This is a genomic window from Desulfobacterales bacterium, assembly GCA_030066985.1.
GTDB lineage: Bacteria > Desulfobacterota > Desulfobacteria > Desulfobacterales > JAHEIW01 > JAHEIW01.
This window is the reverse complement of sequence record JASJAN010000035.1, coordinates 1-12,419: the sequence shown is the minus strand read 5'-3', so window position 1 is coordinate 12,419 and position 12,419 is coordinate 1. Positions and strand designations below refer to the sequence as shown.

The 12,419-nt window shown below is 45.7% G+C and carries 10 protein-coding genes; 1 reads left to right on the top strand and 9 read right to left on the bottom strand.

Annotation, left to right across the window (positions count from 1 at the left end; translation table 11 throughout):
- Positions 1–971: 971 nt before the first annotated feature.
- Positions 972–1,967, bottom strand: coding sequence for a sugar phosphate isomerase/epimerase (locus QNJ26_17035; GenBank protein ID MDJ0987247.1), 996 nt, complete (start codon positions 1,965–1,967; stop codon positions 972–974).
- Positions 1,968–1,999: 32 nt separating this feature from the next.
- A complete protein-coding gene (locus QNJ26_17030) occupies positions 2,000–3,181 on the bottom strand; it encodes a Gfo/Idh/MocA family oxidoreductase (protein MDJ0987246.1) in 1,182 nt (393 codons plus the stop codon).
- A 385-nt stretch (positions 3,182–3,566) separates the two neighbouring features.
- Between QNJ26_17030 and QNJ26_17025 the strand changes: the two genes are divergently transcribed.
- Positions 3,567–4,781 carry an ROK family transcriptional regulator gene (locus QNJ26_17025; protein ID MDJ0987245.1) on the top strand — a complete coding sequence of 405 codons (1,215 nt, stop codon included), beginning with the start codon at positions 3,567–3,569 and terminating at the stop codon, positions 4,779–4,781.
- A 138-nt stretch (positions 4,782–4,919) separates the two neighbouring features.
- On the opposite strand, the gene xylB is transcribed toward QNJ26_17025, so the two are convergent.
- From xylB to QNJ26_16990, 7 genes are all read right to left on the bottom strand, one after another.
- A complete protein-coding gene (gene xylB / locus QNJ26_17020) occupies positions 4,920–6,428 on the bottom strand; it encodes a xylulokinase (GenBank protein ID MDJ0987244.1) in 1,509 nt (502 codons plus the stop codon).
- 8 nt (positions 6,429–6,436) lie between these two features.
- Entirely contained in the window at positions 6,437–7,750 is a 1,314-nt protein-coding gene (gene xylA, locus QNJ26_17015) for a xylose isomerase (GenBank protein MDJ0987243.1), read from the bottom strand.
- Between the two features lie 64 nt (positions 7,751–7,814).
- Positions 7,815–8,873, bottom strand: a complete 1,059-nt coding sequence (locus QNJ26_17010) for an aldose epimerase family protein (GenBank protein MDJ0987242.1) — start codon at positions 8,871–8,873, stop codon at positions 7,815–7,817.
- A gap of 33 nt (positions 8,874–8,906) precedes the next feature.
- Positions 8,907–10,022 carry a Gfo/Idh/MocA family oxidoreductase gene (locus tag QNJ26_17005; GenBank protein MDJ0987241.1) on the bottom strand — a complete coding sequence of 372 codons (1,116 nt, stop codon included), beginning with the start codon at positions 10,020–10,022 and terminating at the stop codon, positions 8,907–8,909.
- A 21-nt stretch (positions 10,023–10,043) separates the two neighbouring features.
- Positions 10,044–10,892: a sugar phosphate isomerase/epimerase gene (locus QNJ26_17000; protein ID MDJ0987240.1), complete on the bottom strand. Its 849-nt coding sequence runs from the start codon at positions 10,890–10,892 to the stop codon at positions 10,044–10,046.
- A 21-nt stretch (positions 10,893–10,913) separates the two neighbouring features.
- Positions 10,914–11,996 (bottom strand): ABC transporter ATP-binding protein, encoded by a 1,083-nt coding sequence (locus tag QNJ26_16995; protein MDJ0987239.1) that lies wholly within the window; start codon positions 11,994–11,996, stop codon positions 10,914–10,916.
- Between the two features lie 16 nt (positions 11,997–12,012).
- Positions 12,013–12,419: TOBE domain-containing protein (locus tag QNJ26_16990; GenBank protein ID MDJ0987238.1), on the bottom strand; the 407-nt coding region annotated here is incomplete at its 5' end.

Here is a 12,419-nt window from a genome sequence, read left to right as displayed (position 1 = left end):
TAAATTTCGAAAACTGCACTAATAATACTGAAATTATTGATGATTTCTACTCAGGTGACATCAATGTAAGAGGTGAAAAAATAGGTAACTAAACTAACGTAGTTATATAAAGTGTTTATATGGATTAATTGTGTATTGATCTTATTGCTACTTCCCTTTTGTAGCCATGGTAAAAAATATAAATAAATTAAATTTGTTAGCCAATATTTTTTTAAAAAAATGGTCAGTAGATATATCAGAAAAAAAGCCGCTATTTACATTTGCTGGTAGAGATAGTTGGAAGCATAGCGTCTCCTGTGGGCATCTGCACTATCGTAATTCGAAAAAACAGGAATTGAAATAGGCTCTTTGACAATTTGCGGGGATAGAGTCGTTTATGGCTCTGTCCCTACTTCCTTCCTCAGTTGTGATATAAAATGAGTATCACAGGTTTTGGGACAGGTTCAGAAGTTTGGATATGTTGGATCGCAACTTTTTTAGTTCGAAGATATTTTGGTTTCCCAGATGATACATGCAATTGTTTGCGATTGCGTCTTCATAGCCGAAACCTAAAATCCAGCCAAAATGTGGGATGCAACCATTAATATAAAATCTTGAAAAGATGCTGTTTTAGCGGATTATCTCACCTGTGATATAAAATGAATATCGCAGGTTTTTAAGTGATGCAAAACCTTAGATATGTTGGAGCTGTCACAGGTTGAACTTTTGAGCTTACCTGCCGTCCGGCTTATACACCCAGCCATCCTTGCCAACTTCACCGCCGATAGCCAGGTTGCAGCTGATTTCGTATGCGATATGGCGACCAGGTGCAGCGATCACAAATTTACATTCCCACACCTTCCCCCAAAATAAAGACAGAGCTAAAACAGCTCTGTCTTCATTTATTATCAGATTGTTAATTTAAAAAAATTATAGGATCTTAATTTTCAAAGTAACCCGGTATCAGTGAAATCCCTTGTTTTGGTACCTGATTAATCGGTGGAAAATGCTTCATCAAACAGACGCCCCGAAGGCGCGAAATCAATCTCTTTTACAAATTCCGCAGCTTCTCTTGCCCCGGCCTCGCGATTCATGGCCGCATCTTCCCACTCCACTGACAGCGGTCCATCGTATTGGATTTCATTTAAGGCCCGAATGATTTCTTCAAAATTAACCTGGCCCCTTCCTAAAGATCGGAAATCCCATCCTCGTCCGGGCTGACCGAAGTTCAAATAGCTGCTGAGAATCCCCGAACTGCCATCAAGTGTAACGACGGCATCTTTCATGTGCACATGATAAATTCTATCCGGAAAAGTCTTTATAAATTTAACAGGATCAACACCCTGCCACTCTAGATGACTCGGATCAAAATTGAAGCCAAAGGCTTCTCGACGACCAATGGCTTCAAGGGCACGTTCCGCTGTAGCGATATCAAATGCAATTTCTGTTGGATGAACTTCTAAAGCAAATTTTACACCGTTTTGATCAAACACATCGAGAATAGGATTCCATAGCTCCGCGAAATATTGGAATCCCTCTTCAATCTGCGCTTCGCTGACAGGCGGAAAAGAGTAAATCAGGTGCCAGATCGAGGATCCAGTAAAACCGTTAACGACCTTAAGCCCCATATTCTTGGCGGCTATTGCGGTCTGCTTCATGGTCTCCACAGCCCAGGCCCTTTTTTTCTCGGCATCTCCCGCACAATCGCCAGGTGCAAAGGCATCAGACCTTTCATCGTTGTTTAGATCACAGACCAGTTGTCCGGCCAGATGATGGGAGATCGCATAGACATCTAAATTATTTTCTTTGAGTATATTTTTTTGCTGTTCGCAATAGGCTGTATCAGATGCGCCCTTGGCCGGATCGAAATGATCTCCCCAACAAGCGAGTTCAAGCCCGTCATATCCCCACTCACTGGCCTTTTTAGACAGTTCCGTAAGTGGAAGATCAGCCCATTGTCCTGTAAATAAAGTTACCGGTCTTGCCATGATTGCGCCTCCTTTGTCGTAATTTTGGGGTACTATTTAAAGCTTTTCATCGGAAACCATTTCTCTTTGCTTTTACTGCTTTCCACCGCAGATTCTATGAACGCCAAGCCTCTTGCGCCGTCAATAACATTCGGAAAATCCAGTTCCAGCTCGGTCGGGTCTTTATCAAGAAGTTTTGCACGCATCGTATCCGTCACGTTCATATATATATTGGCGAATGCCTCAATAAAGGCTTCAGGATGGCCCGGAGGTAACCGGGTGGCTCTTTGAGCAGCTTCACATAAATACCCATTTCCCCTTCTGTAAAGCTGAGCCGGTCCATCATTGGTTCTAAACCATAAATGATTGGGTTCTTCCTGGTGCCATTCCAAGGCGCCTTGGGTGCCATAGACCCGGATGCGCAAATTATTCTCTTCCCCGGCTGAGAATTGTGAAGCATATAGAATTCCACAGACATCTTTTTCCAGGCGCAGCAAAATATTGCCGTCATTGTCCAATGGTCGGTCTAAAATACTTTTCAGATCAGCACAAATTTCCGATATTTCCAGCCCTGTAATATAATGCGCTAAATTTTCACAATGGGAACCGATATCTCCAATACAATTGGAAACACCGGATTGCTTGGGATCTGTTCTCCAGGAGGCTTGTTTTTGTCCATCTTCTTCAAGGGCCGTCAAAAGCCAACCCTGCGGATATTCAACCACAATTTTTAAAATGTCTCCGAGTTCACCACTCTGCACCATATGGCGTGCCTGCTTAACCATCGGATAGCCGGTGTAATTGTGAGTTAAGCCAAAAATAATGCCCGAATTGTCAACGATACTTGTAAGTTTTTTTGCCTCCGCCAGGGTATAGGTCATCGGTTTGTCGCATACGATGTTAATTCCGGCTTCTGCAAAGGCTTTGGCGATCGGAAAGTGCATAAAATTAGGCGTGACGATAGAGACGAAATCGATTCGTTGACCTTCTGGAAGTTTTGACTCCGTTTCAACCATTTCCTGCCAGGTTGCATAAGACCTGTCTTCACTAATCAGCAGATCCTGCGCCGATGCTTTTGCTTTCTCCGGATCCGAGGATAGAGCGCCGGCAACAAATTCGACCTTTCCGTCCATTAAGGCTGCGCTTCGATGTACTGCGCCGATGAAGGCGTCTCTTCCGCCACCTACCATTCCCATTTTTAATGTTCTATCAAGTTCCATAGCCTCTCCTTTCACAAAAATATGAATGTTGGGACGTTGATATAATCAGAATTCATGATTTTTCTTACCAGAGCACGAGATGGGCGGTTCATTTAGCATTCCGGGAACCCGAACAATCTAAGGGCGTAATAGGATACTCTGCATAGAAGTATGATCTTGTCGGAAAGTCGCAATGGCCTTTTAATTCATTTAGTGAATCAAATAAACACATTTGAACTTGCATCAATGCCATTTTTTTGTCAAGATGATTTTGTTTATAGGCCCTATTTCCATAAAAATAAGGTAGTAATAGCTATTTTAATGGGCAGGAAGTTTGGCTGACCGATCACGTGAGAAACCAAAAATCTGTAGAATCATCTAAATTAATTTAATGATAGAATCAAAAAATGGTAAATCTCCTATGGAAGTCGCAGATCGAGAATTAACCAAAACCATCAATCAATTCAACATTTTAAACACCATCCGCAAAGCAGGCTTGATTTCCCGCGTTGAAATCTCAGAGTTAACCGGGCAGAGTCGTGCCGCTGTGACCAATATTACAGCTCGCCTTATAAAGGAAAAAATGATTTTTGAAAAGGAAACCGAAGCATCTTCTTCCAGAGGGCGACGCCGGATACTGCTGGCACTTAATCCGGAAGCAGCTCATGTGGTTGGGGTCAAGTTGTCCGCTTTCCAGGTAAGCTTTGCGGTCACCAATTTACAGGCCGATGTTTTGAGTTCATTGATTGTGCCCGTTCGCACAGGTAAAAAAACCGTCGAATTTATGGCAGATCTGATTGAAGAAGGCATCCGCCATTGTGTTGCCGAAGCGCGCTTGAACATGAGAAAAATTTCCGGAATCGGCATCGGTATTCCCGGTCTTATTGACAGCGAGAAGGGAGTTGCCTACTGGTCGCCATTGTACAAAAGGGGCAACACAACGCTAAGGAATCTCATTCAATCTCGTTTTAAAATCAAGACGTATATTGAAAATGATGCAAATACAGTTACATTGGCCCAACAATGGTTTGGTGAGGGCAGAGACGTCGATAATTTTATCGTCGTCACAGTTGAGCATGGCATTGGTATGGGTATTGTTGTTAAAGGACAGATACACCGGGGTGTGAACAGAATCGGTGCCGAATTTGGACACCTGGTTATTCGACCTGGGGGCGCACCATGTCGTTGTGGTAAACGCGGATGTATCGAGAGTTATGTTGCCGATTATCGCATTCTGGCAAATGCCATAGAGGCCTGTAAGGCTGGAGATTGGAAATGCAATAACATTTCCTCTTTGACCATTGAAGAGGTTACCGATATTGCCAAGCGCGGGGAGCCTGCACTTCGCAAAATTTTTAAAAAAGCGGGGGAAATTCTGGGGTTAGGAATTTCTGGCCTGGTTCAAATCTTCAATCCTGAAAAAATTATTATAGCCGGAGAGGGTGTCCGGGCGGGCGAACTTCTGTTTATGCCCATGCAAAAAATGATCAAAAAACATACGACGCCTCAAATGCTTGAAACACTCCAGATTGCAATTCAAAATTGGAAGGACACCGATTGGGCTCGCGGTGCAGCCAGTCTGGTTTTGCAGGAATTGTATAAATCGCCGCTTGACCGGATCCGGCTCGTGATTTAGTCGTTTGGAAAAAAGGATAGGCGTGAAAAAATAGAACGTTGAGTTTGCTGTACGGCGAATCTCTTCACGCTGGTAATATTCAATAGCCCCCTTTATTGCTCAGCCGGTTGACAGTATACCGTTACATTGAATATTGCCTTAAAATAAAGGCTTTATTATATTGTTTAACCGTAAATAATGCTGGTAAATATCAGTATAACGGGAGGCATTTGAAGCATCAGGCTCGGTTCGAGTCGTTTCATCCAGCGCTATAAATTGATCCGTAAGGCTACTGATTGAAACATTTCCTTCCTGCTGGCGCAGGTAACACCACATTGCCTGCAAGGCAGCCCCCACAGCGCCTGCTTCAGAGGATTCCGGGCAGACAACCGGACAATTAAACACATCTGCAACCATCTGGCGCCATAGCGGGCTTTTAGCGCCCCCGCCGACTAATCGTATCTCGGAGGGACCAATTCCAAGCTGCTTTAAAACATCGAGCCCATAACGCAACCCAAATGTCGCCCCTTCCATTGATGCCCGAGCAAGGTTCCTTGAATTGTAGTTTGTGCTGGTTAATCCGAAAAAGACAGCTTTTGCGTTTGGTAGAGCAGGGGTTCTTTCTCCGTTGAAGTATGGGAGAAGAAGGATGCCGTCGGCACCCAATTCCGCAGTAGATGCGACCTTATTGAGATCCGAGACACTCAATCCGAGCAACTCGCGCGTGAGCTCAGTCGAAACCGTCACGTTCATAGTACACACCAGGGGCAGCCAGCCGCCGGTACTGGAGCAAAAAGCCGCCAACTCGCCATTCCGGTCGATGATGGGCTTGTTCGAAAAAGAATAGATGGTACCGGATGTGCCCAGGCTGGCGGTAACGATGCCGGGTTTCACATTGCCGGTTCCAATAGCGGCCATCATGTTGTCGCCGCCGCCGGATGAAACCAAGACATCTGGATTGAGCTGAAACTGTTCGGCAATTTCGGCCCTGATTTTGCCAACAGGCGCATCAGGAGGAATCAACTCTGGTAAACAATCCTGCAATTTCCCAGAATCATCAATTACGTCAAGAATGGCCTTCGACCAGGTGCGAGTTCTGACATCAAAATAGGCCGTACCGGAGGCATCACCAAATTCTGTTTTTACCTCACCTGTCAGCCAAAAGTTGATGTAATCGTGAGGCAACAGAACTGTGTCAAGCCTCCCATAGTTTTCGGGCTCATGGTCTTTTAGCCAGAGAATTTTTGAAGCCGTAAAGCCTGCAGCAATCGAATTGCCGATGAGTTCAATGACTTTTTCCGAACTCCCAATCTCTTGCGTCATGTCAATGCATTGTTGTGAGGTTTCTGTATCACACCATAATTTGGCCGGCCGAATCACGCTACCGTCCGAATCGAGTGCCACCATTCCATGCTGCTGTCCCGACACCCCGATAGCGCGAATCAACTGCTTAGAAACTTTACGCTCTTTAAGCACCCTGCCGATCACGGCTGTGGAAGCTTCAATCCACCAAACTGGCTCCTGCTCACGCCGGCCTTCTTGGCTTTCAATGATACGGTGTTCCGCATAGGCTTCGCCTATAATCTTCCCCTGTTCACGGCTGAAGACAACGGCTTTAGTGCCCTGTGTACCGCTGTCGATACCGATAAATAATTGGTCCTCAGACATGGCTGATCCTAAATGTAAGACGCTATAATGTTTTCCAACATTTCCTGGCGACCGCTTTTAAGATCCGGTTCGCCTTCCTGGGTTACATATTTTTCCAAAGATTCAATAGTCTCCTGGCCGTTCATGATCCTCTTACCAAGCCCTTCGGAATAACTGGCATAGCGTTCTTCAATAAAATTATCCAGGATCCCATCTTCGATGATTTGATTCGCCGCCACCAAACCCCTGGCAAATGTATCCATCCCACTTATATGCGCATAGAACAAATCGGTTTCATCGAACGAACCCCGCCGGGGTTTTGCATCGAAATTGAGTCCCCCCTTGCCGAGTCCTCCCTGGCTTAAGACGACCAGCATCGCAAGGGTGCACATTCTCGGCTCGGTGGGGAATTGATCGGTGTCCCATCCCAAAAGAGGATCACCAACGTTGGCATCGATACTCCCCAACCGCCCGTTGATCGCAGCTACGGTTAGATCATGCTCAAAAGAATGACCGGCCAGGGTGGCGTGATTGGCTTCAATGTTAAGTTTGAAGTGATCAAACAAATCGTATGCACGCAAAAAGCCAAGTACGGTAGCAGCATCGAAATCATACTGGTGCTTTGTCGGTTCCATGGGCTTAGGCTCTATCAATAACTGACCTTCAAAGCCGATTTTTTGGGCATAATCGACAGCCATTTGAAAAAAGCGGGCCATTTGTTCCTGCTCTCTTTTCATGTCGGTATTCAACAATGTCTCATACCCTTCTCTTCCTCCCCAGAAGACGTAGCCGGAACCGCCGAGTTCTTTGGTGGCTGCAATCGCATGCTTTACCTGAGCGGCAGCATAAGCGAAAACATGGGCATCAGGATTTGTTGCTGCACCGTGGGCGTACCGCGGATGACCAAACAGATTAGCTGTACCCCAGAGCAGTTTGATGCCGGTTTCCTCCTGCAATCGTTTTGCCTTCTCCACCATAATTTCCAGATTTTTGCAGGATTCTGCAAATGTCTCGCCTTCGGGCGCCAGGTCCCGGTCATGAAAACAGTAAAAAGGGACCCCCAATTTTTGAGCAAACTCAAATGCAGCCCGCAGGGTCAATTCAGCCATTTCCAGGGGAGTCTCGGCCTTTATCCAGGGTCTGTTAAAAGTCGGGCCGCCAAAAGGATCCAGACCTGTCGCTTTGAACGTATGCCAGTAGGCAACCGAAAATCTCAAATGCTCTTCCATTGTTTTTTGGCCAACAACTTGTGTGGGAAGATAATACTTAAAAACTAAAGGGTTTTTTGACTCAGGCCCCTCAAACGGTATTTTCTCTGGTAACTCCGGGAAAAATTTATTCATTTTATGCTCCCTTTGCAGTGAATTAAGCTTTCTTGTATCGTTGTGAATAAGACGTTTGTTTTAATCATGAAACATAGAACTTAAAAATAGATGTTTGCCGGTATTGCTTTTTCGGGCCCAGCATCACAGAGGGAAAGCCAGGTTGATGCGGGGAGTCCGGGAAATGCTGAGGTTCCAGACAGAAACCATGTCGCCGGCCATATTCATGCCTTCTCTTGCCCACAACAGATCGTTGGATATTATTACCCGAATAAAACTGGAGGCCCGGCTCGGTCGTATAGACCTCCATAGTTCTACCGCTGACGGGTTCATAAACTTTGGCAGCGAATGTGAGTTTACCGCCGACTTGATTAAGCACCCAATTATGATCATACCCTTCCCCATAGAAAAGCTGCTCATCAGAATGATCGATACGGGTACCAATCGGTGTTTGTTGGCTAAAATCCAGCGGGGTGTCTTTTACATGCCGCAGTTCGCCGGTCGGTATCAGATCTCTTTTAACCGGGGTAAAAAGGTCCGCATTGATCCAAAGCTTGTGATCCAATATGTCGCCGGAGCCTTCCCCTGCCAGATTAAAATAAGAATGATGGGTCAGATTAACAATCGTCATCTGATCCGTGGTGGCAAAATAATCGATTTTCAATGAATTATCGATGGACAGGGTATAGACCACCGTCACATTTAGATTGCCGGGGTAGCCTTCTTCGCCGTGGCAGCTGAAATAAGAAAGCCTGAGACCGATACTACCGGGGCTTCGAAATTCTTCAGCCTGCCAAATAACTTTATCAAAACCCTTAATTCCACCGTGGAGATGATTTTCACCATCATTTTGCGCCAGGTGATATTGCTCATCTTTAAGTAGAAATGAGCCTCCGGCAATCCGATTCGCATAGCGACCAATAGTTGCGCCGAAATAGTCATTATGGCTAAGATAATCAGCGAGTGAATCGTAACCTAAAACAACATCGGCTTTTTTTTCGTTTCGATCTAAAACATCCAGTTTAACAAGGGTGGCACCGTAGTTTGTAATGCCCACATCAATACCACGATTATTCGACAGGCGGTAAAGATCTGCTTGCTCATCATGATCTGTATAGCCGAAATTTTGTTTTTCGCTCCTCATGCGGCGACGCCTTGATTGAAGACCCGTTGGTCATCAGAACTCCGGCAAATTGATGACTTCCCCCCCCTTCAGGGCCGACTCATGCGCCAAAATACCCACACAAGTCCAATTTGCCGATTGCGCTGCATTCGGGAATGGGTCACGATCCTCCACCAGGCTCATTACAAATTCATGCGCCAGATGTGGATGCGAGCCTCCATGACCGGCACCCTGGGTAAAGGAGAGATGCTGGTGTTCATCCAAGTCATAAACGCCTTTCGTCGTAAACATCTGAATCGGCTCCGGCAACAGATGGGCATAATCCGGTACTTTTACAGGTTCAGGAATATCCGGCTCCGGTTTTTTAGCTGTATGAATGACAGGCGATTCACCCTCGATAAGGGGCCATTCAAATGCTTTTTTACTGCCATAAACATCGAAACTTTCGCGATATTGACGGGCAGTGTCAAACAACGAGCGATAAATACGGGCGCACAAATCAGAATCCTTAAGTTTGATGTGAGTCGTTTCAACGGCAAATGGTGAATTATACTCTGGAATCAGTTCGTCTCGAATGGTCCCGGACCCGAAACAGGACACACGTTCTGCCATTGCACCCGTCAGCGCCAGGCAGGGACCCACGCAATGGGTCGCATAATACATCGGCGGTAAACCCGGCCAGTAATCCGGCCACCCGTCCATATCCTGCTGGTGGCTTGCCTGTAAGAATTGAATTTTTCCAAGCTCCCCTTTTTCGTAAAGCTCCTTTACGAATAAGAACTCCCGGCTGTATACGACGGTTTCCATCATCATATATTTTTTGCCGGTTTCGCGACTGAGCTGAACGATTTGTTTACATTCCTCTACTGTTGTAGCCATAGGAACGGTGCACGCAACGTGTTTGCCGGCTTCTAATGCCTTGATGGATTGGGGGGCATGATCGGGAATCGGAGTGTTGATATGAACGGCGTCAATTTCCGGATCTTTCAAAAGTTCATCAAAATCCGTGTAGCGTTTTTCGATTCCAAGTGAATCTCCAATTGCATTGAGTTTGCTTTCGGTGCGTTGACAGATACTGTGCATATTTGCATTGGGGTGGCGCTGGTATATCGGTATGAACTCGGCACCAAATCCAAGGCCGACAATGGCAATGTTTTTTTTGTCACTCATAAGTTCCCTCCTCACATTTGCTTACCATCGTTTGGCAACTTCTTCTTTTAAGAATTTGAGTCCATCACTTGCCAGTTGTCCTTCTGTTTCATACATACGACGCCAAATTTTCGTAGCGGCAAGCAGATCTTCGAGTGATTGACCAAAAGCCTCTATCGTGAGCCATCCGTCATAGTCGATTTCCCTCAATGTATCAAAGGTAGCAGCCCAGTTAACACCACCGGTACCCGGTGTGCTGCGATCATTCTCCGAGGTGTGCACAAGAATGAGATGTTGGGCACAAGAACGAATCGCACCCGCAATATCCTTTTCTTCAATGTGGGCATGAAAGGTATCATACATCATACAGCAGTTCGGATGATCGATGGCATTAACAAATTTCGCTGCATCCGCGGCACAGGTGAGAAAATAGGTTTCGAAGCGATTTAGGAATTCGATACCCAATTTTACACCGCACTGGCCCGCATGTTCCGAAACTTTTTTCAAATTTTCGACACCCCATTCCCATTCCTGTTCACTGGGAGCTTTGCCGCTGAACACGCCCAGACCTGAATGTAGCGGCCCGACAAGGGCATAGGCCCCCAGAGCCTGACAGCAATCCAATGTTTTTTTCAATGTGTCCACGCCCTGAGAACGAGCGGAGGGATCTTGACTGATCGGATTCGCCTCTTCATTGCAAACTGTCACGGCAGTTCTTTCCAGACCGAGATCATCTAAACGCTTAGCCCAGCTTTGCCACTTTTCAATGTTGAGATCAAAAAGGGGAACCTCTATGCCATCAAAGCCTATCAGCTTTATTTGTTCCAACAATGGAATCATTTCATCATGCATGTCGTCGGCCCAAAGTAGCAAATTCATTCCGTATTTCATTTAAACACCCCCTTTCGTGTATTAAAGTGCCAGAAGATTTTCACCTGTTGTTTTGTTGAAAAAGTGGAGTTTGTCTTGATTCATTTGAAATCGGATTATCGTATCGAGGTCGATGTCTATATCTGCATCGACGGTCACCTTGAGAAGAAAGTCTGCTAGCTTAAGTGTAAGGATTTTTGCCATTCCCATATTTTCGATACCGTAAATTCTGGCTTCAATACCATTTTCGTCAAAAAGCGTGATATCTTCGGATCGGATACCGATGTCGATTTCTCCATCAAATCCTTTAAGGCGATTTAGCGTCTCTGGGGTAAGGGTGGTTTCGAATTTATCTGTGGCAATTATCAAACGGCCATCATGTATTATACTGCTGAATAAGTTCATCGACGGGGTCCCGACAAACTCTGCTACGAATCTATTGACCGGATTGTTGTAAACCTCATAGGGAGTTCCAATTTGCAATAACTGCCCATTGTGAAGCACTCCGATGCGCTCTCCCATGGTCATGGCCTCCACCTGGTCGTGTGTTACGTAAAGAAACGTGGCACCCAGATTCATCTGCAGGCCTTTTAATTCGGATCTTAATACCTCTCGCAGTTTAGCATCTAAATTAGAAAGAGGTTCGTCCATTAAAAATATTTTCGGATCCCTTACGATGGCCCGGCCAATTGCGACCCTTTGCATCTCGCCGCCACTGAGCTTATCTGTTTTGCGGTTCATTAGATGGTCGATTTGAAGCGTTTTAGCCGCCTTTGTTACCCGCCGGTCGATCTCCTGGGTGCTAAAATTTCTGATCTTGGACTTTAGCGGGAATTCGAGATTTTGTTTGACCGTGTAATGAGGGTAAAGTGAATAGTACTGGAACACCAGTGCGACATCTCTTTCCGCAGGTCCCCGGCCATTGACATCCTGCTTATCGATATAAATGCGACCTTCATTCAATTTTTCCAAACCGGCAATACACCGCAGCGTAGTGGTTTTGCCGGCGCCGGTAGGGCCTAAAAGAACAAAAAATTCTTTATCATGAATCTCGAGATTCAATTTTTGTATAGCCGCAACACGGCCGAATCGCTTGGTTAAGTCTTCCAGTTTTACGTGCGCCACCTGATACCTCTAAAGGTTAAAAGTTCAAAGACGTGCCGCTTTCTTTATCAAAGAAATGGGTCCTTTTTTCGTCCAGCTGAATCCAAACCGCCTCTCCGGGTTTTTGAATATAGTTAGACGCACTTTTGACACGCATGAGCTGTCCGCCGACCTTAATATCGACGATGTCGTAGGGCCCCAGGGGTTCTATGACATGGACCTCTGATCGAATGTAGTTTTCGGTTGCCTGTCTGGTGAGCCGAACTGCCTCCGGTCGAACACCCAATGCCAGTTTGCCGTTGAGTGCGGCTTTCGATTCGATTTGATGATATAATGATTTTGAAAACCGCATGGCAGATTCATCTTCCCCTACGAAACAAAGAGTATGATTCTCATCTGTATCCAGTGTGCAGTTCAGGATATTCATGATAGGACTGCCGATAA

What these genes read in the sequence shown, in the direction of transcription:
- QNJ26_17010 (MDJ0987242.1), bottom strand. Translation starts at nt 8,873, where the DNA reads ATGAGGAGCGAAAAACAAAATTTCGGCTATACAGATCATGATGAGCAA.
- xylB (MDJ0987244.1), bottom strand. Translation starts at nt 6,428, where the DNA reads ATGTCTGAGGACCAATTATTTATCGGTATCGACAGCGGTACACAGGGC.
- QNJ26_17005 (MDJ0987241.1), bottom strand. Translation starts at nt 10,022, where the DNA reads ATGAGTGACAAAAAAAACATTGCCATTGTCGGCCTTGGATTTGGTGCC.
- QNJ26_17025 (MDJ0987245.1), top strand. Translation starts at nt 3,567, where the DNA reads ATGGAAGTCGCAGATCGAGAATTAACCAAAACCATCAATCAATTCAAC.
- QNJ26_17035 (MDJ0987247.1), bottom strand. Translation starts at nt 1,967, where the DNA reads ATGGCAAGACCGGTAACTTTATTTACAGGACAATGGGCTGATCTTCCA.
- QNJ26_17000 (MDJ0987240.1), bottom strand. Translation starts at nt 10,892, where the DNA reads ATGAAATACGGAATGAATTTGCTACTTTGGGCCGACGACATGCATGAT.
- xylA (MDJ0987243.1), bottom strand. Translation starts at nt 7,750, where the DNA reads ATGAATAAATTTTTCCCGGAGTTACCAGAGAAAATACCGTTTGAGGGG.